General features: G+C 60.5%; 18 protein-coding genes. 6 read left to right on the top strand and 12 right to left on the bottom strand.

Annotated features, from left to right (window positions below; genetic code table 11):
• Positions 1 to 67: 67 nt before the first annotated feature.
• Positions 68 to 1462 (bottom strand): sensor histidine kinase, encoded by a 1395-nt coding sequence (locus AC1DIG_RS21875; protein ID WP_477768980.1) that lies wholly within the window; start codon positions 1460 to 1462, stop codon positions 68 to 70.
• Complete coding sequence (locus tag AC1DIG_RS21870) at positions 1440 to 2123, bottom strand: response regulator transcription factor (protein WP_477768979.1); 684 nt, start codon at positions 2121 to 2123, stop codon at positions 1440 to 1442. The genes AC1DIG_RS21875 and AC1DIG_RS21870 overlap by 23 nt, the downstream gene beginning before the upstream one ends.
• Before the next feature lie 315 nt (positions 2124 to 2438).
• On the opposite strand from AC1DIG_RS21870, the gene hcnA reads away from it, so the two are divergent.
• From hcnA to hcnC, 3 genes are read left to right on the top strand one after another with little or no spacing between them, the layout of a single operon-like run.
• A complete protein-coding gene (gene hcnA, locus AC1DIG_RS21865; protein ID WP_477768978.1) occupies positions 2439 to 2753 on the top strand; it encodes a cyanide-forming glycine dehydrogenase subunit HcnA in 315 nt (104 codons plus the stop codon).
• Positions 2750 to 4159: a cyanide-forming glycine dehydrogenase subunit HcnB gene (gene hcnB / locus AC1DIG_RS21860; RefSeq protein ID WP_477768977.1), complete on the top strand. Its 1410-nt coding sequence runs from the start codon at positions 2750 to 2752 to the stop codon at positions 4157 to 4159. Before hcnA ends, hcnB begins: the two co-directional genes overlap by 4 nt.
• Complete coding sequence (hcnC, locus tag AC1DIG_RS21855) at positions 4152 to 5411, top strand: cyanide-forming glycine dehydrogenase subunit HcnC (protein ID WP_477768976.1); 1260 nt, start codon at positions 4152 to 4154, stop codon at positions 5409 to 5411. Before hcnB ends, hcnC begins: the two co-directional genes overlap by 8 nt.
• Here hcnC and AC1DIG_RS21850 read toward each other — a convergent pair.
• Positions 5389 to 6252: an NAD-dependent protein deacetylase gene (locus AC1DIG_RS21850; protein ID WP_477768975.1), complete on the bottom strand. Its 864-nt coding sequence runs from the start codon at positions 6250 to 6252 to the stop codon at positions 5389 to 5391. The two genes, hcnC and AC1DIG_RS21850, sit on opposite strands and share 23 nt — an antisense overlap.
• A 166-nt stretch (positions 6253 to 6418) precedes the next feature.
• On the opposite strand from AC1DIG_RS21850, the gene glsB reads away from it, so the two are divergent.
• Positions 6419 to 7327: a glutaminase B gene (glsB, locus tag AC1DIG_RS21845; protein ID WP_477768974.1), complete on the top strand. Its 909-nt coding sequence runs from the start codon at positions 6419 to 6421 to the stop codon at positions 7325 to 7327.
• 178 nt (positions 7328 to 7505) lie between these two features.
• Here the strand turns inward: glsB and AC1DIG_RS21840 are convergent, their stop codons facing one another.
• The 7 genes from AC1DIG_RS21840 to AC1DIG_RS21810 form a co-directional block, all read right to left on the bottom strand.
• The gene (locus AC1DIG_RS21840; RefSeq protein WP_477768973.1) at positions 7506 to 7880 is read right to left on the bottom strand and encodes a DUF6124 family protein; all 375 of its coding nucleotides are present in this window, start codon (positions 7878 to 7880) and stop codon (positions 7506 to 7508) included.
• Positions 7881 to 8318: 438 nt separating this feature from the next.
• Positions 8319 to 10262: a DNA topoisomerase III gene (locus tag AC1DIG_RS21835; protein ID WP_477768972.1), complete on the bottom strand. Its 1944-nt coding sequence runs from the start codon at positions 10260 to 10262 to the stop codon at positions 8319 to 8321.
• A gap of 95 nt (positions 10263 to 10357) precedes the next feature.
• Positions 10358 to 10711 carry a DUF2493 domain-containing protein gene (locus AC1DIG_RS21830; protein WP_477768971.1) on the bottom strand — a complete coding sequence of 118 codons (354 nt, stop codon included), beginning with the start codon at positions 10709 to 10711 and terminating at the stop codon, positions 10358 to 10360.
• The gene (locus tag AC1DIG_RS21825; protein WP_477768970.1) at positions 10699 to 12393 is read right to left on the bottom strand and encodes a Na/Pi cotransporter family protein; all 1695 of its coding nucleotides are present in this window, start codon (positions 12391 to 12393) and stop codon (positions 10699 to 10701) included. Before AC1DIG_RS21825 ends, AC1DIG_RS21830 begins: the two co-directional genes overlap by 13 nt.
• Positions 12394 to 12587: 194 nt before the next feature.
• Positions 12588 to 15302 (bottom strand): magnesium-translocating P-type ATPase, encoded by a 2715-nt coding sequence (gene mgtA, locus AC1DIG_RS21820; RefSeq protein ID WP_477768969.1) that lies wholly within the window; start codon positions 15300 to 15302, stop codon positions 12588 to 12590.
• A gap of 287 nt (positions 15303 to 15589) precedes the next feature.
• The gene (locus tag AC1DIG_RS21815; RefSeq protein ID WP_477768968.1) at positions 15590 to 15880 is read right to left on the bottom strand and encodes a hypothetical protein; all 291 of its coding nucleotides are present in this window, start codon (positions 15878 to 15880) and stop codon (positions 15590 to 15592) included.
• Between the two features lie 395 nt (positions 15881 to 16275).
• Positions 16276 to 16629, bottom strand: coding sequence for a hypothetical protein (locus AC1DIG_RS21810; RefSeq protein WP_477768967.1), 354 nt, complete (start codon positions 16627 to 16629; stop codon positions 16276 to 16278).
• Between the two features lie 433 nt (positions 16630 to 17062).
• Between AC1DIG_RS21810 and AC1DIG_RS21805 the strand changes: the two genes are divergently transcribed.
• Positions 17063 to 18496: a serralysin family metalloprotease gene (locus AC1DIG_RS21805; RefSeq protein ID WP_477768966.1), complete on the top strand. Its 1434-nt coding sequence runs from the start codon at positions 17063 to 17065 to the stop codon at positions 18494 to 18496.
• Positions 18497 to 18579: 83 nt separating this feature from the next.
• Here the strand turns inward: AC1DIG_RS21805 and AC1DIG_RS21800 are convergent, their stop codons facing one another.
• Together AC1DIG_RS21800 and AC1DIG_RS21795 are read right to left on the bottom strand one after the other, a co-directional pair.
• Positions 18580 to 20202, bottom strand: a complete 1623-nt coding sequence (locus AC1DIG_RS21800; RefSeq protein WP_477768965.1) for an MFS transporter — start codon at positions 20200 to 20202, stop codon at positions 18580 to 18582.
• Positions 20203 to 20434: 232 nt separating this feature from the next.
• A complete protein-coding gene (locus AC1DIG_RS21795; protein ID WP_477768964.1) occupies positions 20435 to 22087 on the bottom strand; it encodes a GMC family oxidoreductase in 1653 nt (550 codons plus the stop codon).
• A 134-nt stretch (positions 22088 to 22221) separates the two neighbouring features.
• Between AC1DIG_RS21795 and AC1DIG_RS21790 the strand changes: the two genes are divergently transcribed.
• Complete coding sequence (locus AC1DIG_RS21790) at positions 22222 to 23121, top strand: LysR family transcriptional regulator (protein WP_477768963.1); 900 nt, start codon at positions 22222 to 22224, stop codon at positions 23119 to 23121.
• The last annotated feature ends 686 nt before the right edge of the window (positions 23122 to 23807 follow it).

Raw genomic sequence — 23807 nt, 5'->3', positions numbered from 1 at the left:
TGGGAATGCCGCCCCGGACGCTCTGCGTCCGCTGTGACGCAGAGCGTGGGAACGATCAACGGCCGCTTTAGTCCGCAGGCAGTAACCGCTGGCGGCAATCGAGTGTCAGGCGGGCGCCGCCGAGTTCGCTGCTGCCGACATCCAGGCTGTACCCGTGCAGGTTCACGATGGCCGCGACAATCGACAAGCCGAGGCCGAAACCACCGTTCTTGGCATTGTCGTCGACGCGATAGAAACGTTGAAACACCGCCGTGCGTTTGTCCGTCGGGATGCCGGGGCCAGAGTCGAGTACTTCAATGCGTGTGCTGCCGGCGTTGTCGATTGCCCGCACGATGACCTGACCGCCCGCCGGGGTGAACTTGATCGAGTTGCTCAGCAAGTTCGACAGGGCTTCAAACAACAACGCCCGGTCGCCGGTCAGCGCCGGCAAGGTGTGTGGTGCTTGCAGGCTTAATGTCAGTTGACCTTCTTCGGCCAGCGGCAGGTAAAAATCGTGCAGTTCCTGCAGCAATGGCAACGGATCGAACAGCACAAAGCCCGATCGCCGTTGTTGATCCTCCAGCTCGGAAATCCGCAGCAACCCGCGAAAGCGCGCCATCAGGGTGTCGGTCTCGGCGATCACCTGATCCAGCTGTAACGCCTCGGCAGAACCTTCGACGGCCTGCTGTTGAATACGGTAAAGCTGCGCCCGTAGCCGGGTGAGCGGGGTGCGCAGGTCGTGGGCAATGTTGTCGCAAACGCCCTTGACCTCATTCACCAGGCGCTCGATGCGTTCGAGCATGGCGTTGACGATGGCTGCGAGCATGTCCAGCTCATCGCGGCGGCTGGACAGCGGCAAACGATGGTTGAGGTTGCCGGCGACGATGGCTTCGGCGCTCGCCTGCAAGGCGCGAATCCGTTGCAACGGCCGCCGGCGCAACAAGTGCCAACCGGCGATGCCGGGGATGATGGTCAGCGAGACTCCCCAGAACAGGGCATGCAGGATGATCCGTGTGACCGCGAATAACGAACCGTTGTCACGCACCAGGACCAGCCAGCGGCCATCCAGCGTGTGGGTCGCCACCGCGTCGCAACTGTCGGACGGCAGGCTGGCGTCATCCGGGTCGGCGCAGTCGCCCAGTGAATGGATCTTGCCATCCAGCGGCAGGCCGGCGGGGATCTTGCGAATCAGCCCGTGCAGCGGCCGATGCTGTTCGTCGAACAGCCCGTAGGCATCGATACCGCGCTGGTCGAAGGTGATGCTGGCAATCAGCGCCTCATCCAGCTGATCGCCGTGGAAGCGTGAAAACAGGTGCTGGCGCTGCATCAGCGAATGTTTGGCAAGGCTCTCCAGGTAGCTGGAAACTTCGTAATACATCACCCCCATGAGCAGACAGCTCCAGACCACGAACAGCGCACTGTAGAGCGCCAGCAAACGGCTGCTGGAGGAGCGCCAGCCTTTAGACGGGTTCAGCAATGACATAACCCGAGCCTCGCACAGTCCGTATCAGCGGCAGTTGGCCCGGAAGGTCGATCTTTTTGCGCAGACGTCCGATGTGCACATCGATCAGGTTGGTGCCGGGGTCGAAGTGATAGCCCCAGACCTCTTCGAAAATCATCATCCGCGAGAGGATCTGCCCGGTATTGCGCAACAGAAACTCCAGCAGTTTGTATTCGGTCGGCAGCAGGCTCAGCAACTGTCCGCCGCGACTGGCTTCGCGGCTGATCAGGTTGAGCTCGAGGTCAGCCACGCGCAGCGTCGTTGTGTAGTCCTTGACGGTGTTCTGGCGACGCAGCAGGACTTCGACCCGGGCGGCCATTTCGTCGGTGGCAAAGGGCTTGGTCAGGTAATCGTCGCCACCGGCGCGCAAGCCACGAACACGCTCATCGACGTCGGACAGGGCGCTGATCATCAGAATCGGCGTCGACACGCCCATAGTTCGCAAGGTGGTGACAATCGCCAGGCCATCGAGCTCCGGCAGCATGCGGTCAAGGGTGATCAGGTCGTAGTCACCGCTGACCGCCCGCGCCAGGCCTTCTCGACCATTGGCGACCCAGTCCACCTGCAGGCCATGGCTGCTCAGTTCGGCAACGATCTCCCGTGCGGTGACGGCGTCGTCTTCAATGGTCAGGATTCGGGTCATGGGGCTTGCCTGGGAGTAAGTGAAATACACGGGCGACAGTGTGCCAAGAAATACCGGCGAGGGTTCTGAAAAAACTTTCATATAGGGTAGATCGCCTTCAGACAGATGCGACTTTCCAACGGTGTGACAGAAGTCGGCGCAGTGCAGTTCACTGGCCTGGATCAATGTTTCGCATTGGCCTATCACGTAGCGTATTAGCTTCAGGACCTTGTAGCACTGTCGTCTACATCGTCCTGGCGCAGCAATGTTGCGTCGTCGCACGACTGCAACAAGATGCTGACACCCCTCAATGACTTTTCACGGATGAAACATGCCATGCAACGCCTAGACCGTACCTTTGATATCCAGCCGCTCATGCGGGCGGATATGACCATCGAACTCAATGGCCAGCCGGTCAGCGCCGCGATAGGCGAAACCGTGCTGACGGTCATTCAATCCCTTGGTGTGCGTCAGGTCGCACGTAACGATCACGATCAGATCAGCGGGGCCTATTGCGGTATGGGCGTGTGCCAATGCTGCCTGGTGAAAATCAACGGTCGACACAAGCGCCGCGCCTGCCAGACGCTGGTACGGCCTGGAATGCGGGTCGAAACGGCGGTCAACCGCATAGCCGAGCAGGAGGCACTATGAGCCTGCATCCAGTCATCGTCGGCGGTGGCCCGGCGGGTATGGCGGCGGCCATTGAACTGGCCAGACACGGCGTGCACTGCACCTTGCTCGAAGAAGCTTCGCGGCTGGGCGGCGTGGTGTATCGCGGACCGTTGCGCGACGGCGTACAGCTGGACTATCTGGGGCCGCGTTACGCCGAGTCCCTGGCCAAACTGCATGGCGACTTTCAGGACCGTTGCGCGCTGATCGATGTGTGTTTGAACACGCGGGTTGTCGGTGCAGAAGGGACTCGGGCGTTGGTCATGCTGGACGCAGACGAACGCGTGCAGGAAATCACCTACCCGCAATTGTTGCTCGCCGCCGGATGTCATGAGCGCAGCGTACCGTTCCCCGGCTGGACGTTGCCGGGCGTGATACTGCTGGGCGGTCTGCAACTGCAAATCAAGAGCGGCGTGGTCAAGCCGCAAAGCCCGGTGGTGATCGCCGGTACCGGTCCGTTGTTGCCGCTGGTTGCCTGTCAATTGCATGCCAGCGGGGTGAAGGTTGCCGGTGTGTTCGAGGCCTGCGCATTCGGCAAGATCGCCAAGGAAAGCCTGGCCCTGCTGAACAAGCCGCAGCTGTTCCTCGACGGGCTGAGCATGCTCGCCTATCTGAAACTGCACCGAATTGCGATGCGCTACGGTTGGGGTGTGGTCGAGGCGCAAGGCGAGGGCGAGTTGCGCAGCGTGACCGTCGCACCGTATTCCAGCAATTGGCAGCCAGACCTGAGTCGCGCCGAGCAGGTGCCGGCGCAGACTCTGGCGGTGGGCTATGGCTTTATTCCGCGTACTCAACTCAGTCAACAAATGGGCCTGGAGCATGGCTTCAGCGATGACGGTTATCTGCGCGCCACCGCCAATATCTGGCAGCAAAGCAGCGAGCCGCACGTTCACCTGGCCGGTGACATGGGCGGGATTCGCGGTGGCGAAGCAGCGATGCTCAGCGGCCGAATCGCTGCGTTGTCGATCCTTGTGCAGCGCGATGTGCTGAGCACCGAGCAGGCGCTGCACTTGCGTGAACGCTATCTGGCGAAGCTCAAGTCCATCGTGCGTTTTCGCGCGGCAGTGGATCGCTACACCGAACGCGGTGCCGGGCAAACGGCGTTGCCGGCTGCCGATACGCTGATCTGCCGTTGCGAAAACGCCACCCGGGCGGACATCGATCGGGCGCTGTCCCAAGGCGTTCAAGACATGGCCAGCCTGAAAATGCGCACGCGGGTGAGCATGGGCGATTGTCAGGGGCGGATGTGTGTCGGCTATTGCAGTGACCGCTTGCGTGAAGCCACCGGACGCCCGGATGTAGGCTGGTTACGCCCGCGTTTTCCCATCGAGCCGATTCCTTTTTCGGCTTTCCAGAACCTCGGCACGGATGCGTTGAATCATGAGTAAGTTCTACGATGTGGTCATTGCCGGTGGCGGTGTGATCGGGGCCTCCTGCGCCTATCAACTGTCGAAACGCAAAAACCTGAAAGTCGCACTGATCGACGCCAAGCGCCCCGGCAACGCGACCCGAGCGTCGGCCGGCGGTCTTTGGGCGATCGGTGAGTCGGTGGGGCTCGGCTGCGGGGTGATCTTCTTTCGCATGATGTCGGCCAACCGCAAGCGCGAAGCCCAGGGCGCGGCGGTGGCGGTTGATTCCAGCACGCCGCACATCCTGCCGGATTCGTTCTTTGAGTTTGCCCTGCAATCGAATGCGATGTACCCGGACCTGCACCGCGAGTTGCAGGAAAAGCACGGCATGGACTTCAAGTTCGAAAAAAACGGGTTGAAGTTCGTGATCTACGACGATGAGGACCGCTTGTACGCCGAGCACATCGTCGCCTGCATTCCACACCTGGCCGATCAGGTGCGCTGGCTCGACCAGGCCGCGTTGCGCGAGGCCGAGCCGAGCGTCAGCCATGAAGCGCGCGGGGCGCTGGAGTTTCTCTGCGACCACCAGGTCAGCCCGTTCCGCCTGGCGGACGCCTACACCGAAGGCGCCCGGCAGAATGGCGTCGACCTGTACTTCAACACCAACGTCACTGAGGTGTTGCACCAGGGTTCGCGGGTGGTCGGGGTGCAGACTGCCGAAGCCGGCAAGTTCCGTTGCGACACTTTGATCAACGCCGCCGGCGCCTGGGCGGCTGACTTGAGTGAGTGGGCTACTGGTATTCGTATTCCGGTGAATCCGGTCAAGGGTCAGATCTTGCTGACCGAGCGCATGCCGAAGATCTTGCGCGGTTGCCTGACCACCAGTGATTGCTACCTGGCGCAGAAGGACAACGGCGAGATCCTGATCGGCAGCACCACCGAAGACAAAGGCTTCGACGTGACCACCACCTACCCGGAAATCTATGGGTTGGTGCAAGGCGCGATCCGCTGCATTCCAGAGCTTGAACACATCAATCTCAAGCGTTGCTGGGCGGGGTTGCGGCCGGGCTCACCGGATGAACTGCCGATTCTCGGGCCGATGAAAGGGGTTCAGGGTTATCTGAATGCGTGCGGGCATTTCCGCACCGGCATCCTGACCTCGGCGATCACCGGAGTGTTGCTGGACAAACTGGTGAACAACGAAGCGTTGCCGCTGGACATCACACCGTTCCTGGCGGACCGGTTTGAGGTCAAGCAAGCGGTCGCGGTCAAACAGGCAGAAATGGCCTGAATTGGCTCAGGCGTTCTGCGAGCACTGGCAACAGCTGTTCGCAGGACGCTTCTATTTTCATGTCCAGCAACTCATCGGCGCGGGTCTTGCCCAGGTTGATGGCGATCAACGGTTTGCCGCGGTCGGCGATCACCCGACACAGGCGAAACGCCGAAAACGCCATCAACGACGAGCCCACCACCAGCATACCCGCAGCCTGCTCGGCAGCTGTCATGGCCTTGGCGGCGGTGGCATGCGCGACGTTTTCACCGAAAAACACCACGTCCGGTTTCATTCGCTCACCCTCGCAGTTTGGGCAACGGGGGACTTGAAAGTGCGACTCGAAGGCCGGGTCGAGCAGGGTGTCACCATCGGGTGCCTGAACCGCATCGACGCCTGCCAGATACGGGTTTTGCGCTTCCATGAGGCGCTGGATCGAATCCCGATCGCTGCGCTGGCCGCAATCCAGACACAACACCCGGTGCAGGCTGCCATGCAGTTCGATCACCTCCGGGCTGCCGGCCTGATCATGCAAGGTGTCGACATTCTGGGTAATCAACCCGGCAATCTGTCGCTGCGCCTGCAACGTGGCCAAGGCTTCGTGGGCCAGGTTCGGCCGCGCTTGCCGAACCCGTGGCCAACCGAGCATCGCCCGTGCCCAGTAACGCTGGCGCGACTCGGGGGCTTTGAGGAACTCCTGATACATCATCGGCTGCCGACCGCGCCGCACCCCATCGGTGTCGCGGTAATCGGGAGTGCCCGACGGCGTGCTGATGCCGGCACCCGTAAGCACCAGCAATGGCTGGTCGGCCATCAGCTTCTGAAGGTGGTCGAGCTGTTCGCGGATGGGGCTGTCGAACATGGTCAGCGCTCCAGTTGCGGGGTTTCACCACACGATGCAGGATAGTTGTTATTCGGTCTACCGCGAGGGGCTGGCAGTTGAGCGAAAAACTGTGCTCTGACGTGCGTCTGTGGCGTCTAGCGTCTGTGTCCCCGCGGTGGTACGGGGCGTGAATTCGGAACCCGGCATGCAAGCGTTGTTGAACGAGATTCTTGATACGGTTCGCCCCCTGATCGGACAGGGCAAGGTGGCTAATTACATTCCTGCGCTGGGCAGTGTGCCGGCCGATCAGTTGGGCATTGCGGTGTATGGCAATGACGGCGAGCTGTATTGCGCTGGCGATGCGCACACGCTGTTTTCGGTGCAGAGCATCTCCAAGGTGTTCAGCCTGGTGCAGGCCATCGAGCATTCCGGAGAAGCGATCTGGGAGCGACTCGGTCACGAGCCTTCCGGCCAGCCGTTCAACTCGCTGGTGCAGCTGGAGTTCGAACGCGGTCGGCCGCGCAATCCGTTCATCAATGCCGGGGCACTGGTGATCTGCGACATCAATCAGTCACGCTTTGCCGCGCCAGCGCTGTCGATGCGCGATTTTGTGCGGCGCTTGTCCGGCAACCCGCAAGTGATGGTCGACAGCAAAGTCGCCGAGTCGGAATACCAGCACCGTGCGCGCAACGCGGCCATGGCCTACCTGATGCAATCGTTCGGCAACTTTCATAACGATGTGGAAGCTGTACTGCGCAGCTACTTCAGCCATTGTGCGCTGCGCATGAGTTGTGTCGACCTGGCTCGGGCCTTCTGTTTCCTGGCCAACGACGGGTTCTGCAAACACAGCGGCGAACAGATCCTCACTGCGCGCCAGACCAAACAGGTCAACTCGATCATGGCCACCAGCGGTCTGTATGACGAAGCCGGCAACTTTGCCTATCGCGTCGGTTTGCCGGGCAAGAGCGGCGTAGGCGGTGGCATCGTGGCCGTGGTGCCGGGACGCTTTACCGTGTGCGTCTGGTCACCGGAACTGAACCCGGCGGGCAACTCGCTGGCCGGCATGGCGGCGCTGGAGTTGCTGAGTGAGCGCATTGGCTGGTCGGTGTTTTAAGTCCTCGGGCTTGGCCCAATGCCGGTCAGTTAAGTGAACACAAAGTTCGAAACAGCAAGAATCGAATGTGGGAGCGAGCTTGCTCGCGATAGCGGTGTAACAGTAAACATTGATGTCGAATGTAAAACTGTCATCGCGAGCAAGCTCGCTCCCACAAGAGCCCCGCGGTGTTGGCGTACTACTGCGGTGAATCAGGTGGGTCGAGGTGATCCAGGGCGCGATTCACTGCCAGCTCGGTCAGGGAAATCATCTGTTGAATCGCCAGTGCGGTATTGCGTTTGGGGCCTTCGAGTTCAAACGCCAGATCGCTGGCCATGACATTGGCTGAGGCAAGGGTTTCGCAGGCGTGGGCCAATAGGGTTTCAGAGTCGACGTCGGGGGCGATCACGAAAATGCAACTGGGGCGTCGGTCGGCTAACAATGCCTTGGTCTCGGGCAGTACCAGGTAATGGTCGAGCGCACGGTGCGCAGCGGCGTGGAGTTCTTTTGAATCGAGGGAGGCGTAGGGGGAAACGGGATCGGTTTCGGGGGGATTTTGGGTGGTTTTGAACATGGTGAAGCTCACTTTGTCATTGGGAATCACCTTGAATTCGGGCCGCCAAGCCCGTTCGCTGAATGGTCAGCGACACGGAAACGATAGAGGCGAGGACCAAAGCGCACAAGTCGGCGGATTCTGGTGAAGGTGTAGGCCGCGAAGCAAGGCGTTGTAGCCTCTGATGGGCACTGTGTAGGCAAGCTTAAACACCCGTCGTAGCAGCTGCCGAGCCCGCGAGGCTGCGTTCGAGGACGCAGTCCTCGCAAATCCTGCGTACGCGGTTTACCTGACGGAACGTGTTGCATGATTTTACGACCGCTGCGCGGCCGAACGCAGCCTCGCGCGGCTCGACAGCTGCTACGAGCTACGGGCTTGTATTGAGCGATTTTCGTTGTTCGGGCAAGGAAATACGTAGTGTTGAGATGGGGCTCATCGCGGGGCGCCTAGCTCTTGCTCCTACAAGGTAGGTTTTGCTTTGCGTTTGGTGGCAGGCGCGGTTTTGCGCTTGGCGGTTTTACGTTTGTTCTTCCAGGGCTCCGCTCCTTTGCCGGCGGGGCTTGCCGGGCCGCTGATGGTCAGGCGCAGGCCGGTGCAGCGACCGACTTGTTTGCTCATCCAGGCGGCTTGCTTGGCGACGAATTCCTCAAGGCTCATTTCGCTGCTTTGCACCATGTCCAGGGCTTGTTCCCAGATCGCTGTGGTGCCGGGATCGGCGATGGCCCGGGGCACGGCGTCGATCAGGCTGAAGGCCGGCGGTGTGGCGGCCAGGGCCTTGCCGTTCTTGATCAGATAGCCTCGATCCAGCAACCCCTGAATGATCCCGGCGCGGGTTGCCTCGGTGCCGATGCCGGTGGTGTCCTTGAGCTTTTGCTTGAGCAGTGGATCTTCCACCAGTTTGGCGACGTTCTTCATCGCCTTGATCAGGTCGCCTTCGGTAAACGGCTTGGGTGGCTGGGTCCAGAGGTCCTTCAGTGTCACGTTGGCGACGGCGTAATCCCGTCCTTCAGCCAGTGCCGGAAGCATCTGCGGCGCTGGTGCTTCCCGTCCCTTCGCCGGGGCCAACGCTTCGGGCAGTGCGCGTTTCCAGCCTGGCTCGACAATCAGTTTGCCCACCGCACGCAAGGCTTGCCCGGCGCAGTCGAAGTCAGCCTGGGTGCGGTCGTATTCGTGATTGGGCAGAAACTGCGCCAGATACCGCGCCCGGATCAAGGTGTAGACCGCACGGTGCTTGCCGGTCAGGCGTTCGAGGTTTTTCGCCGCCGCCGTGGGGATGATCCCGTGGTGGGCGCTGACCTTGGCGTCGTTCCAGGCCCGCGACCGGCGTTGTGGCTCAAGGTGCTTGAGCAGTTCGCCAAGGCTTGGGTCGGCACGCCCAAGGGCGGCGAGAATGCCCGGTGCTTCGCTGTGCTGACTCAGCGGCAGGTAGCCGCAGTCACTGCGTGGGTAGGTGATGACCTTATGGGTTTCGTACAACGCCTGGGCCACGTCCAGGGTTTCCTGGGCGCCGAGGCCGAGTTTTTTCGAGCAGATTTCTTGCAGAGTGCCAAGGTCGAATGGCAGTGGGGCGGCTTCGCGGACCCGCTCGGTGCGCAGTTTGACCAGCCGCGCACTGGCGGCGTTGCGCATGGCCGTGGCCGCTTCCTGGGCCAGCGCCTGATTCAGGCAGCGGTCATGCTCGTCGCAGACGTCCGGTGCGGCGCGCCATTGGGCGGTGAACGGGATGTTGTCATGCAGCAGTTGTACGTCGATGGCCCAATACGGTACGGGCACGAAGTCGGCGATGCTGCGGTCGCGATCAACCACCAGCCGCAAGGTCGGGGTTTGCACCCGGCCCACTGGCAGCACGCCTTGATAGCCGGACTGACGCCCGAGCAGGGTGAACAGGCGGCTCATGTTCATGCCGATCAGCCAGTCGGCACGCGAGCGCCCGAGTGCCGAGTGATAGAGGCTGAAGGTTTCGGCACCGGGTTTGAGCGCCGCCAGGGCCTTGCGAATCGAGGCATCGTCCAGCGCCGACAGCCACAGGCGCTTGATCGGCCCGCGATAGCGGCAATGCTCCACCAGCTCACGGGCAATCATCTCGCCCTCACGGTCGGCGTCGGTGGCGATCACCAGCTCATCCGCTTCGCCGAGTAGCCGTTTGACGGCTTTGAACTGGCTGGCGGTCTTGGGTTTGACCAGCATTTTCCATTTTTCGGGAATGATCGGCAGGTCTTCCAGGACCCAGCGTTTATAGCGGGCGTCGTAGGCATCCGGCGGTGCGGTTTCCAGCAGGTGGCCGATGCACCAGGTCACTGTGACGTCCGTTCCCAGCCAGCAGCCGTCGCCGCGCCGGCTGGCACCGAGCACGGCCGCAATGTCTTTGGCCTGGGAAGGTTTTTCACAGAGAAACAGCCGCATAACCACCATCAGTCATCAGGGTTGGAAGGTGCACAGCATGCGGGGTACAGCGGCGTGGATCAACCTTTATCTGTATGGATGTACAGTTAAGTGGGTTAAGTCCTTTCGTTCATCTGGAAGGTTTGAATGCCGGCTGCCCTGGCTTGCGCGATCAGCTCTTCAGTGTCCTCCCCACCGGGTAGCGCAATGACGATGTCGGGTCGACTGTCTTGCAGCATGAAGCTGTTGCGCAGGCGCTCCGCCAGCTTGCCATGCAGCTGCCAGTTGGCGGGGTAGCGCACGATGTTCGCGCCCAGTTCCCGGGCCCAGTTCTCGATGTCACCGCCCAGAAACTGATTGCCGCCGTGGATCAGCACGCGCACTTCGTGCAGGCACTGGAAGGCTTCCAGCACTCGGCGGCAGGTACGGGTGTCGGCGTAATAGCGCCCGGCACAGATCAGGACGCGCATGGCAGTTCATCCTTGTCGTCAGAGCGTTGCGGATGAACATCTGCCAGGCAGCTGCTCTCGATATCGCGTTCCCCGGCGCGTTCGAGTACCGGGTAGGCCAGCGCCGCGATGTGGTGATGCACGCGTCGGTAGTCGCGCAGCAACCGTTGAAAAATGTCACCGGACTCGGCCCAGGCACTTTTGTCTTCGCGTAGGGCACGAAAGTGTGCCCGGCTGGCCGCAGCTTCGAGCCTTCTGACCGATTCTTTGCGGTTGACCAGATAGTGGGCGGTTGCGAGGTCTTCGCGAAGAAACACGGTGATCGCCAGGCTCAGGCTTTCCAGCAGTTCGTTGTGCAGCGGATAGAGCGTGCCCAGTTCGAAGGCCGAGAAGTTTTCACCGCGCCGCAGTCGACGCGCGGCCAACTGCGCAAGGCTGGTGGAAAGGATGTCGGCGGCGTGCTCCAGGTTGATCACGAACATCAGGATTTCCTGCGAGCGATCGGCGTCACTGTCACTGATGCCTTCCTGGCCGATGTCCGCCAGATAGGCACGAATCGCTGCGCTCAGCAGATCGAGGGACTGGTCGATCTGTCGTACCTCATCGGCGTTGCGCTGGTCCGAGGTCTGGAACAGTTGCAGCACGCGGTTGAGCATGATCGAGAGCATGTCAGCCAGCCGCAGGGCTTCACGCGCCGCGTTGGACAGACCGATGTTCGCCACCGCAAGGCCGGATTCATCCAGATAGAGCGGCATACCGGGATCGACGTCCCGCGCAGGTGACGGCAGCAGGTGCGTCAGCAGTTTCGCCAGCGGCTCTGTCAGGCCGATGAACACCAGCGCCAGCACCAGGTTGAAGCTGGTGTGCAGGCTAACCACCAGCAGCGCGGGTGTCAGCTCTGCAATCGGGCTGCTCTGAGCCAGCATCGGCACGAACGGCAAGCACACCAGCGCACCGATAACCCGCACCAGCAGATTGCCGACCGGCAAGCGCCGGGCCACGGCGGAACTTGCATTGAGCACCGAGGGCAGGGCTCCACCGATGTTTACGCCGAGTACCAGCGCCATGCTGGTCACGGGCGAGAGCAGACCGGTGCCGGCGAGCGAGGCGATCAGCAACACCACCGCGACGCTGGAATGGCAGATCCAGGTCAGCAGCATCGCCACCAGCAAGGCAATGATCATGTCGCCATCGAGGCTGTGCATGAGCGCATGGAAGATCGGCGTGCCTTCGACCTCTCCCAGCGTCGACCCGAGCATGCGCAGCGCCAGCAGCATCAAGCCCAGGCCAATCAGTGCGCAACCGACGCTCTCGTAGCGTGAGTCATCGCGCAGGCGGAAGACGATGAACCCGGCCAGCAGGACGATGGGGGTGACGATCGAAATATCGAAACTGAGCAGCTGCACCACCAGCGTCGAGCCGATATTGGCCCCGAGCATCACCGCCAACGCGGGTGCAAGGCCGAGGGCTCCGGCGGCAGTGAAGGAGGTGGCCATCAGGCTGACGGCGGTGCTGCTTTGCAAAATACCGGTGATACCGATGCCCGACAGCACGGCCATCCAGCGGTTGTTGAGGTTTTTGCCCAGCCATTGACGCAGTGGCGTGCCGAAGCCGCGCAACAGCGCCGAAGAAATCATATGGGTGCCCCAGAGCATCAGTGCGATGGAGCCGGCGAGGTTGATCAATAGAGTAGTTCCCGACATGAGGACTCTCCCTTTGCTGTTTCATTTATTGATGGCCCGAAAGCCGGATCGCGGCGTGAAGGTGCGGCGAACACAAAAACCTGTGGGAGCGAGCTTGCTCGCGATAGCGGTTGCACATTCAACATCTGTGCTGCCTGTCAGTCCGCTATCGCGAGCAAGCTCGCTCCCACAGGGGTTACGGTGTGTTCAGACGATCAGAACCATTGCTTGAAGCGGCGGATGTAGAAGGTCTTCATCAACTGGGCGAACACGCAGTAGCTGAGCAGAGTGCCCACCAGCCATGGGAAGTACTGCCATGGCAACGGTTGCAGACCAACCAGGGTGCCGAGTGGCGAGAACGGGATGTAGATGCCCAACACCATCACCAGCCCGGTCATCAGGATCACCGGCAAGGCCGCGGTGCTCTGGAAGAACGGGATCTTCTGGGTGCGCAGCATGTGCACCACCAGCGTCTGCGACAGCAAGCCTTCAATGAACCAGCCGGACTGGAACAGCGTCTGCATTTCCACGCTGTTGGCCGAGAACACGTACCACATCAGGGCAAAGGTGGTGATGTCGAAGATCGACGAGGTCGGCCCGATCCACAGCATGAAGCGCCCGATGTTCTTGGCGTCCCACTTGCGCGGTTTGCGCAGGTATTCCTTGTCCATCTTGTCCCACGGCAGCGCCAGCTGGGAGATGTCGTACATCAGGTTTTGCAGCAGCAGATGGATCGCCAGCATTGGCAGGAACGGGATGAAGGCACTGGCCACCAGCACCGAGAAGACGTTGCCGAAGTTCGAGCTGGCGGTCATGTTCAGGTACTTCATGATGTTGCCGAAGGTCTCGCGGCCTTTGATCACACCTTCTTCGAGCACCATCAGGCTCTTTTCCAGCAGGATGATATCGGCCGATTCCTTGGCAATATCGGTGCCGCTGTCGACCGAAATACCCACGTCGGCGTCGCGCAGGGCAGGGGCGTCGTTGATGCCGTCGCCGAGGAAGCCGACGGTGTGACCGTTCGACTGCAGCGCCTTCAGTACCCGGGATTTCTGTAGCGGCGTGAGCTTGGCAAACACCGTGCGTTCTTCAACCCGCAGCTTGAGGGTCGACTCGTCCATTTTCTCGATGTCTTGCCCGAGCAGCGGCGTGCCAGGCTCCAGGCCGACTTCGCGGCAGATCTTGCTGGTGACCACGGCGTTGTCGCCGGTCAGCACCTTGACGGTTACGCCCATGTCCCGCAGTGCGGCAATCGCCGGGCCGGCGGTTTCCTTCGGCGGATCGAGGAAGGTCAGGAAGCCACGAATCACCAGCTCGCGTTCGTCGCTGGTCTTGTACTGGTTTTTGCTTTGGGCTTTCGGGATCTCGCGAGTCGCCACCACCAGCACCCGGAAACCGTCTTCGTTGTACTCGTTGGCCATCGCCAGCAGCGCTTTGCGACGGTGCTCGTCCAGTGCGACCACCACGCCGTTCTCGTGGACGTGGCTGGAAATGTTCAGCATTTCCTCGACCGCGCCCTTGCAGACCAGCAGATGATCGTCGCGGCTGTCCTTGACGATGATCGACAGGCGCCGACGAATGAAGTCGAACGGCAGCTCATCGATCTTGCTGTAGGCGAACGGGATCTTGAACGTCGGGTTGCGCTCGGCGAATTGCACCACCGCCTGGTCCATCAGGTTGCGCAGACCGCTCTGGTGATGACTGTTGAGCCACGCCAGTTCAAGGATCGAGTCGTCGCGCCGGCCATTGATGTCGACGTGGTGCTCGAGGATGATTTTGTCCTGGGTCAAAGTGCCGGTCTTGTCGGTGCACAGCACGTCCATGGCCCCGAAGTTCTGGATCGCGTTGAGACGCTTGACCACGACTTTACGTTTGGCCATGGCAGATGCGCCCTTGGCGAGGTTGGCGTTGACGATCATCGGCAACATTTCCGGGGTCAGGCCTACCGCCACCGCGAGGGCAAACATGAAGGCTTCGCTCCAGTCGCCCTTGGTGAAACCGTTGATCAGTAGTACGACCGGCACCATGACCAGCATGAAGCGTATCAACAGCCAACTGACGCTGTTCACCCCACGGTCGAAAGCAGTTTGCACGCGTGAGCCGACAATGGCTTTGGCCAGCGAGCCGAAGTAGGTGCGTGAGCCGGTCGCGACCACCACGGCTCTGGCGGTGCCGCTGACCACGTTGGTGCCCATGAAGCAGATGTTCGGCAGGTCCAGCAGGTTTGACTGGTCGGCGGCTGTTGCTGAGGCGGACTTCTGTGCGACGTTGCCCAGGGTGTCGTATTTCTCCACCGGCAAGGCTTCACCGGTCAGCACCGCCTGGCTGATGAACAGGTCGCGGGATTCGATCAGGCGAATGTCAGCCGGGATCATGTCACCGGCCGACAACTGAATGACGTCGCCGGCCACCAGTTCACGCATCGGCACTTCGCGCAGTTTGGGCTTCATGCCCATTTGCTCGCGACGCAGCACAGTGGCGGTGGTACGGACCATGGCCTTGAGGGCTTCGGCGGACTTGGCTGAACGGTGTTCTTGCCAGAAGCGCATCAGGCCGCTCGTCAGCACCATCACCAGCACGATGAGCACGCCAGTGAGGTCGGTTTCCTCGCCATCTCGAAGGGGCAGCCAGAAGTCGGTGACGAAGCTGATGGCAGTCAGCGTCATCAGGATGTAGATGAAGGGGTTGTTGAACGCATGCAGTAACTGCACCAGCGCATGAGGTGGCTTGTCATGGGCCACTTCGTTGAAGCCTTCGCGTTGCAGGCGGCCTTCGGCATCGAGTTCGGTCAGGCCGTCGGCGGAAGTCTTGACGTTGGCGAGGGTAACCGCGAGGCCGTTTTGCGCCTCACGGGCGGCGCGCATCGACAGTTTGGTGTCGTCGTTCGTGGCGCCCCGGACGTGCTTTTTCGGATCTTTTACAAGGGTCATTGCGTGTGCTCCTGCCGCAGTCTTGCGGCACGACACACTGCAAACTCAGCTAATTAAAGACGAGCGAATGTATGCCGAGTCGCAAGTAAGCGATCGATTCAAGTTATTGTGTTTTTTAGTGTTTAACGTTCGCTGCACACCCAATAAAAAACGGTATGCAGCGAACCTACTACTGGCCTCGTCCATAACGAACCCCATGAAGTCTGTGTTTTAAATAGGCAATAGAAAGTTGCCGAATTCCTTATTAAGGAAAACGCTGGTTATACACCCTTGGAAGTACTTTCAGATCAACTGAAAGTGCGTGCCCCGACGTGCAGGCCGAGCCATACGCCGGCCTGCTGCAGGAGGTGCGCAAAGCACCGACTCGGTGGTTCCTGGCTTTCGTCGAGGCTCCAGCGTTGCTGGAGTTGGCCGGTCGACGGGCAGACGCGCCAAGTGGCACGCAGGTGAGCCTGAGTGCGCGAAGAAGGGGAGGAAAACGGCGAGTGAGCCGCCACAGGGCGCTCACGGCAAGGCTTTACGCGCATCGTCGAGGCGAAGGCGCGTACACCTGGCATTACAGTAGATTTGAAGTTCATAACATGCCTCGCAACCGGACTGACGCCGGAGAGGCAAGTTACGATGGAGCGTCAAGCCCTAGCGCAGCTCACCCGACCGAGGAGTCGAGTCCCGTCATTTTCTGGGTTAAGTGCCCAGCTCTGCGAAAACGCATCAGCCAGACAGCGTCTAGATACTGTGTCCATTGGATTCTTTTGTGAGTTGAAAAAAGGCCTGAGTTACCGGCCCGGGCAATGTACTCAGGCAGGCCGCTGACGTCAACCTTAAATCCACGTTGTTAAGGAATTAGACAGATAAGGACAGTGCAGAAGGGACTATCAGAATAATTGCAGTCGATAGTGATCGATATTAAGGCGCGAAGTGCTCATGACATTCAGTTGTCATGTCATGAGCACAAGGGATTGCGGTGTAAAGATTAATGACTCATGTGCCGGGAAATATCCCGGTAAGTATCGCTGTCCGTTGCCGCCAACAGCTTGCGACCATCCTTGAGCGTGGCGATGAACGTAATTTCGGTCTCCTTGCCCGCCATCAGGTAGCCGGCGATTGCCCCGATGGGGCCGAGCAGCATGGCGCCGGCGATGCTGTAGCCAATCGCATCCTTGTTGGTCACGCTGTCCTCGGTTGCCACTTCCAGGGTTTTGAATGCCGAGGGCCGCACTTTGATTGCCTGGTTAGGGTTGAAAAGGGTTTTCAACTGCAACGCCCCTTCACGGTATTCGCTATCGCCTTGTTGAAAATCTCCCGCCAAAACGGTGACATTGACCATGTTGAACTCCCCTTGTCCGAACATTACTGAACACAACATGTCGCGCTTGCAGGGGGCAGACGTCAATCAGCTGGCGATGAAGGGGCGTACCACCAGTCCGGTCAAAAAAGAGGCATGACGCTTAATGCCTGTCAGTTAAGCGTAATCCATGTGGGAGCGAGCTTGCTCGCGATAGCGGTGGGTCAGTCAACATTGATGTTGAATGTTATGCCGCTATCGCGAGCAAGCTCGCTTCCACAGGTTTGTGCCTTATCTGACTGGCATTAGGCATGACGCTTCACCCTTGAGCGGCCGCTATCTAAAAATTCAATAGCCCCGCTGCTTCAATCTGTGTCAGTTTCGTTACGCCTTCAACAGGGCGAGTGATAGGACGATCTCGCGAAGGGGTCGCCGTGGTCTATCGGAACCGACTATTTGAAACAAGGACGTAGTGATGTCACAAGCCAAAGCAAAAGCCGTTTTTTCTTCAGGGCAGGTCAGTTCGGCCTACAGTCAGGTCGATGCCTTCAGCCATTTGTATGATCGCGGTGGCGCTGAGTTGATTAACGGCAAGCCGTCATTCACCGCGGATCAGGCGGCTGATCAGATTCTGCGTAAAAACCTGTCCTGGCACGACACGGACGGCAATGGCAAAGTCGAACTGAGCTTCAGCTTCATGACGTCGGCACCGGCGAACTACAACAGCAAACTGGGGAATTTCAGCGAGTTCAGCGATCTGCAGAAAGCCCAGGCGAAACTCTCTCTGCAATCCTGGTCGGACGTGGCCAATGTCACCTTCAAGGAAGGAGCCACAGGCGGTGACGGGCACCTGAGTTTCGGTAACTACGATGTCAGCACCGGTGGCGCTGCGTTCGCCTACTTGCCGTCCGGCGGTAGCTACGACGGTCAGTCCTGGTACCTGATCAACGATCAGTATCGGGTCAACGAGACGCCGGGCACCAACAACTACGGACGTCAGACCCTGACCCACGAAATCGGTCACAGCCTGGGCCTGTCCCATCCGGGTGTCTATAACGCGGGTAGCGGCAACCCGACCTATAACGACGTGACCTACGCTCAGGACACGCGCGGCTACAGCCTGATGAGTTACTGGAGCGAGAGCAACACCGGTCAGGACTTCAGCAAGGATGGCAGCGGTGCGTATGCGTCAGCCCCGTTGATGGACGACATTGTCGCGGTACAAAAACTCTACGGTGCCAACCTCGAGACCCGAGCCGATGATACGGTCTATGGCTTCAACTCCAACGCCGGTCGCGATTTCTACAGCGCCACGTCGGCTGACTCCAAAGTGGTGTTCTCGGTGTGGGACGGTGGCGGCAACGACACCCTGGACTTCTCGGGCTTCAGCCAGAACCAGAAGATCAACCTCAACCAAGGCTCGTTCTCTGACGTTGGCGGTCTGGTCGGCAACGTGTCCATCGCCCACGGCGTAACCCTGGAAAACGCTATCGGTGGTTCGGGCAATGACCTGCTGATCGGCAACGCGGTGGCCAACCTGCTCGAAGGCGGTGCCGGCAACGACATCCTCTACGGCGGCGGTGGCGGCGATTCCTTGTGGGGCGGGGCAGGGGCGGACACCTTCGTGTTCGGTGCGGCATCCGATTCGACCATGACCGCGCCAGACTGGATCATGGATTTCACCAGCGGTGAGGACAAGATCGACCTGTCGGGCATCGCGCAGTTCGCGTCCGGCGCCGCCACGCTGAACTTCGTCAGTGGCTTCACCGGCCATGCCGGCGACGCGATCCTGACGTACTTCGCACAGACCAACCAGACCAGTTTGTATATCGATCTCACCGGCCACGGTGCGGTGGATTTTGCCGTGGGAACGGTCGGCCAGGCGGCAACCACGGACATTGTCGCCTAAACTCTGCTAACAGGAATCGCAGACGCGGTTCTGTGCAGTGAAAGTCCGCCCAGGGCCAACATGGGCGGACTTTTTTTATGCCGTCAGTTTTTCTCCAGGTCCACGTCCTTGGTTTCACGCAAGCAGAGCATGCCCACCACCAGGCTCACCCCGGTGATCAGTATCGGGTACCACAGCCCGTAGAAAATATCCCCGGTGTAGACCACCAGCGCGAACGACACGGTCGGCAGGAAACCACCAAACCAGCCGTTGCCGATGTGATACGGCAGGGACATCGAGGTGTAGCGGATGCGCGTCGGGAACAGTTCGACCATCAGCGCTGCCAGCGGCCCGTAGCACATCGCCGAAATGATGATCAGCGCCACGATCAGCACGACGATCATCGGTTTGTTGATCTGCTGGGTGTCTGCCTGCTGCGGGTAGCCGGCCAGGGTCACGGCACCGCGCAGGGCGGCTTCGTCGTAACCGTCGATTTTTACATCACCAACGCTGACCTGCACCGCGCTGCCCGCGGGGGCGGCTTTGCTGCTGTAAGGCAGGCCTTGTTTGACCAGGAAGGTTTTGACCTTGTCGCAGGGACTGTCAAACCGCGCCTTGCCGACCGGGTCGAACTGGAAGGTGCAGGTGGCCGGATCGGCCAGCACGCTGATCGGTGCCTGTTGACTGGCGCGGTCGATGGCCGGGTTGGCGTAATGGGCCAGGGTTTTGAAGATCGGAAAGTACAGCACGGTGGCCAGCAACAGGCCAATCATCAGGATCGGTTTGCGTCCGACCCGGTCCGACAGCCAGCCGAAGAAAATGAAGAACGGCGCACCGATCACCACGCTGACAATCAGCAAGGTGTTGGCCAGGGCCGGGTCCATTTTCAGGAACTGGGTGAGGAAGAACAGCACATAGAACTGTGCGGCGTAGAAGGTCACCGCTTGCCCGGCGTTGATGCTGAACAATGCAATCAACACGACCTTGAGGTTTTCCCAGTTACCGAAGGATTCGCGGATCGGCGCTTTGCAGGACTTGCCTTCTTCTTTCATTTTCAAGAAGGCCGGCGACTCGTGCAGGCTCAGGCGAATCCAGGTCGAAATGCCCAGCAGCACGATCGACAGCAGGAACGGAATGCGCCAGCCCCAGACTTCGAATTGATCGCCGGTGAAGTAGCGGCTGCCGAGGACCACCAGCAGTGACAGCAGCAATCCGAGGGTCGCGGTGGACTGAATCCAGCTGGTGTGGAAACCGCGCTTGCCGACCGGTGCGTGCTCTGCAACATAGGTTGCGGCGCCACCGTACTCGCCACCGAGCGCCAGGCCCTGGAGCATGCGCAGCACCACCAGAATGATCGGCGCGGCAATGCCGATGCTGGCGTAGGTCGGCAGCAGGCCGACGCAGAAGGTTGCCAGGCCCATCAGGATGATCGTCGCGAGGAAGGTGTATTTGCGCCCGATCATGTCCCCCAGTCGACCGAACACCAGAGCGCCGAATGGCCGCACGATGAAACCGGCAGCAAAGGCCATCAGCGCGAAGATGAAGGCGGTGGTGTCGTTGACCCCGGCGAAAAACTGTTTGCTGATCACCGCCGCGAGAGCGCCGTAGAGGAAGAAGTCATACCATTCGAACACCGTCCCGAGGGACGAGGCGAAGATGACTTTCTGGGTTTCCTTACTGGTGCCGGCGCTGAGCGTTGCGGCGATGGCTTGAGCCTGTTCTGACATGTCGGTATCCCTCACAGTGTTTATTTATTGTTGTTCCACTGTCAGCGCCGGCCGTATGGGCTGGCGCTGCTATTCCCTTTTCCAAACTCCCGTAGCAGCTGCCGAGCCCGCGAGGCTGCGTTCGGCTGCGAAGCAGTCGTCGAATCAGGTAACGCATTCTTACTGGCTAATTGCGGGCTCAGGATTTGCGAGGACTTCGTCCTCGAACGCAGCCTCGCGGGCTCGGCAGCTGCTACGAAGATAGTTGTTCACCTGTTTCAATGTTGTGTAGATGCCTTTGGGTCGAGGCGGCGAGAATCATCTGCGCGGCTTTTTCGGCGATCATCAGTGTCGGTGAGCAGGTATTGCCCGAGGTGATGTGCGGCATGATCGACGCATCGGCAATGCGCAGGCCGGGGATGCCGTGGACCCGCAACTGGGCATCGACCACGGCATCGGCATCGTTGCCCATGCGGCAGGTGCCGACCGGGTGGAAAATCGTCGTGCCGATGCGCGCGGCGGCTTCGTGCAGTTGTTCTTCGCTTTGCAAGGCCGCGCCCGGCAGGTATTCGACCGGGTTGAACGGTTGCAAGGCCGGTGCGGCAACGATGCGCCGGGTCAGGCGAATGGCATCGGCGGCCACGTGCAGGTCTTCGGGATGGCTCAGGTAATTGGGTTGAATCAGCGGCGGCTGCTGCGGGTCGGCCGAGCGAATCTCGACGCGGCCACGGCTTTTCGGGCGCAGGTCGCAGACCGAGGCGGTGAACGCCGGGAACGCATGCAAGGGTTCGCCGAAGCGCTCAAGCGACAGCGGCTGGACGTGGTATTCGAGGTTCGCCGAGGTTTGTTCCGGTCCGGAGCGGGCGAAGGCGCCGAGTTGACTGGGGGCCATCGACAGCGGGCCACTGCGGTCGTACAGATAGCGCAGGCCCATGCCGATTTTGCCCCACAGGCTGCCGGCAATCTGGTTCAGAGTCCGGGCGTTTTCCAGTGTGTAGATCAGCCGCAGTTGCAAGTGATCCTGCAGGTTGCCACCCACGCCATTGAGTTCATGGGCGACGCCGATGCCCAGGCGTTTGAGCAAGCTGCCCGGGCCAATGCCGGAACGTTGCAGGATGCTTGGCGAACCGACTGAACCGGCGCTGAGGATGATCTCCCGGCGGGCCGCAAAGGTTTTTTCCTGGCCTTGCCAGCGTGCGCTGACCCTGGATGCCCGGCCGTTTTCCAGCAGTACGCGGTCGACGTCGACACCGGTCAGGACGGTGAGGTTCGGTCGATGGCGAACCGGTTTGAGAAAGGCCTTGGCAGCATTCCAGCGCACCCCGGCTTTCTGATTCACCTGGAAGTAGCCGCAACCTTCGTTGTCGCCCTGGTTGAAGTCATCGACGCTGGCGATGCCGCTTTGTTCGGCGGCGCTGCGGAAGGCGTCGAGAATCGGCCACGACAGCCGCTGGCGCTCGACGCGCCATTCCCCGGCAGCGCCGTGAAACGCCGAGTCACCGGCAAAATGGTTTTCGCTTTGCTTGAACAGCGGCAGTACATCGTTCCAGTTCCAGCCGGGGTTGCCCTCGGCGGCCCAGCGGTCGTAATCGCCAGCCTGGCCGCGCATGTAGATCATGCCGTTGATCGACGAGCTGCCGCCCAGCACCTTGCCACGCGGGTAGCTCAGGCTGCGGCCTTGCAGGCCGGTTTGCGCTTCGGTCTTGAAGCACCAGTCGGTGCGCGGGTTGCCGATGCAGTACAGGTAACCGACGGGAATGTGAATCCACGGGTAGTTATCGCGCCCGCCAGCTTCAAGCAGCAACACCCGGTGCTGCGGGTTGGCGGAGAGTCGATTGGCCAGCAGGCAGCCGGCCGGTCCGGCGCCGACCACGATGTAATCGTATGCATCAACGGCAGGTTGCATCCATGACCTCGCAGCGTGTTGTTCTTATTGGGATCCATCCTAGTTGTTAGTTTTCGGCAAAAGAATGTTAGTTTTTGCTCAGCTGCTGTGCGTTTTTAAACAGTGATCAACTCCCACGCATGCAAGGAAGGCTGATGTTCGACTGGAATGACCTGCGGTTTTTTCTCGAATTGCAACGCAGCGGCCGCTTGCTGACCGCCGCCCGGCGCCTGAAAACCACCCACGCTACGGTGGCGCGGCACATCGAGGCGATTGAAACGAGCCTCGGCACCGCGCTGTTCGTCCAGCAGGCCCAGGGTTACCAACTGACCCCGGCTGGCGAAGCGCTGCTCAAACATGCGGAAGCCATGGAGAACGTCGCCTTGCTGGCGCAGGAGGAGATCACCCAGTCCAGCGCGCCACTGGGCAAAATCCGGGTCGGCGTGACCGAAGGCTTGGGGATCATGTTCCTCGCCAGTCGCATGCAGGGTTTGTTTGACCGGTATCCGGGACTGGAAGTGGAGCTGGTGGCGGTGCCGCGTTTTGTCAGTATCCTCAATCGCGAAGCCGAGATCAGTATTCATCTGGAGCGCCCGGCGGCTGACATGCTGGTCACTCGCAAGCTCACTGATTACCGTTTGGCGCTGTACGCCAGTCAGGCCTACCTCGACCGTTCGCCACCATTGCGCAGCCGCGAGGACCTGGCGCGGCATGTGTGGATCGGCTATGTCGACGATCTGTTGTTCAGTCAGGAGTTGATGTTCCTCAACAGTTTTTGCCGCAGCCCTCAGGTGGTGTTTCACAGCACCAGCGTGATTGCCCAGCAGCAGGCGGCGCGCTCGGGATTGGGGATCGCGGTGTTGCCGTGTTACATGGCCAGCCATGATCCGGAGCTGGTGCCGCTGTTACCGGCCGAAAGCATTCAGCGCAGTTACTGGATCAGTACTCGCCGTGAATTGCACAAGTCGGTGCGGTTGCGGGTGTTGTGGGATTATGTGGTGGGGTTGTGTGATCGCGAGCAGGCGCTGCTGCTCGGCCCCACCTCTCAAGCGTAGGCTGCGATCTTTTTGATCCAGCCGACCAACCTCTTGCGTACGTACACAGTTCAACTGTGGGAGCGAGCTTGCTCGCGATGGCGCCCTGACAGCCGCCCAATTTCTTGCAGATGTACACCAATCCAAACTGTGGGAGCTGGCTTGCCTGCGAAGGCGACCCGACAGCCGGCCTATCTCCTGCAGATGCACACTAATCAAAAGTGTGGGAGCTGGCTTGCCTGCGAAGGCGGCCTGACAGCCGACCAATCTCTCACAGATGTACACAGTCCAATTGTGGGAGCTGGCTTGCCTGCGATGGCGGCCTGACAGCCGACCAATCTCTCGCAAATGTACATCAACCCATTGTGGGAGCCGGGCTTGCCCGCGATGGCGGCCGGACAGCCGACCTATCTCCCACAGGTGTACATATCCATTCCTGCGGTAACGGCCGCTTAGGGTTTCGCCCTGACGGCGACTCCCTTTGGCAAACGCCCCAAAGGAAGCAAAGGTCTTCGCCCCAAGCGTCCGGCACCTCGCCTAGGCTCGGCGTCCCCTCACTCCGGTGTCCATCAGGGGGCATCGCCTACGGTCTGCTGCGCGACGACCTCCTCTCGATGTGTCCGGCTGCGCCGTACGGCGCTGCGCGCCCACCCCCTGATGAACACCTCCACTCGGCCTCCCGATAGGGGCGGGTGGATCAAGATCAA

Source organism: Pseudomonas sp. 05N431 (assembly GCF_056397005.1).
The sequence above is the reverse complement of the archived record's forward strand: the minus strand, read 5'-3'. Positions and strand labels throughout refer to the sequence as shown.

What these genes read in the sequence shown, in the direction of transcription:
- AC1DIG_RS21790 (WP_477768963.1), top strand. Translation starts at nt 22,222, where the DNA reads ATGTTCGACTGGAATGACCTGCGGTTTTTTCTCGAATTGCAACGCAGC.
- AC1DIG_RS21800 (WP_477768965.1), bottom strand. Translation starts at nt 20,202, where the DNA reads ATGTCAGAACAGGCTCAAGCCATCGCCGCAACGCTCAGCGCCGGCACC.
- AC1DIG_RS21875 (WP_477768980.1), bottom strand. Translation starts at nt 1,462, where the DNA reads ATGTCATTGCTGAACCCGTCTAAAGGCTGGCGCTCCTCCAGCAGCCGT.
- AC1DIG_RS21870 (WP_477768979.1), bottom strand. Translation starts at nt 2,123, where the DNA reads ATGACCCGAATCCTGACCATTGAAGACGACGCCGTCACCGCACGGGAG.
- AC1DIG_RS21805 (WP_477768966.1), top strand. Translation starts at nt 17,063, where the DNA reads ATGTCACAAGCCAAAGCAAAAGCCGTTTTTTCTTCAGGGCAGGTCAGT.
- glsB (WP_477768974.1), top strand. Translation starts at nt 6,419, where the DNA reads ATGCAAGCGTTGTTGAACGAGATTCTTGATACGGTTCGCCCCCTGATC.
- hcnA (WP_477768978.1), top strand. Translation starts at nt 2,439, where the DNA reads ATGCAACGCCTAGACCGTACCTTTGATATCCAGCCGCTCATGCGGGCG.
- AC1DIG_RS21850 (WP_477768975.1), bottom strand. Translation starts at nt 6,252, where the DNA reads ATGTTCGACAGCCCCATCCGCGAACAGCTCGACCACCTTCAGAAGCTG.
- AC1DIG_RS21795 (WP_477768964.1), bottom strand. Translation starts at nt 22,087, where the DNA reads ATGCAACCTGCCGTTGATGCATACGATTACATCGTGGTCGGCGCCGGA.
- AC1DIG_RS21825 (WP_477768970.1), bottom strand. Translation starts at nt 12,393, where the DNA reads ATGTCGGGAACTACTCTATTGATCAACCTCGCCGGCTCCATCGCACTG.
- AC1DIG_RS21815 (WP_477768968.1), bottom strand. Translation starts at nt 15,880, where the DNA reads ATGAACTTCAAATCTACTGTAATGCCAGGTGTACGCGCCTTCGCCTCG.
- AC1DIG_RS21840 (WP_477768973.1), bottom strand. Translation starts at nt 7,880, where the DNA reads ATGTTCAAAACCACCCAAAATCCCCCCGAAACCGATCCCGTTTCCCCC.
- AC1DIG_RS21835 (WP_477768972.1), bottom strand. Translation starts at nt 10,262, where the DNA reads ATGCGGCTGTTTCTCTGTGAAAAACCTTCCCAGGCCAAAGACATTGCG.
- AC1DIG_RS21830 (WP_477768971.1), bottom strand. Translation starts at nt 10,711, where the DNA reads ATGCGCGTCCTGATCTGTGCCGGGCGCTATTACGCCGACACCCGTACC.
- hcnB (WP_477768977.1), top strand. Translation starts at nt 2,750, where the DNA reads ATGAGCCTGCATCCAGTCATCGTCGGCGGTGGCCCGGCGGGTATGGCG.
- mgtA (WP_477768969.1), bottom strand. Translation starts at nt 15,302, where the DNA reads ATGACCCTTGTAAAAGATCCGAAAAAGCACGTCCGGGGCGCCACGAAC.
- AC1DIG_RS21810 (WP_477768967.1), bottom strand. Translation starts at nt 16,629, where the DNA reads ATGGTCAATGTCACCGTTTTGGCGGGAGATTTTCAACAAGGCGATAGC.
- hcnC (WP_477768976.1), top strand. Translation starts at nt 4,152, where the DNA reads ATGAGTAAGTTCTACGATGTGGTCATTGCCGGTGGCGGTGTGATCGGG.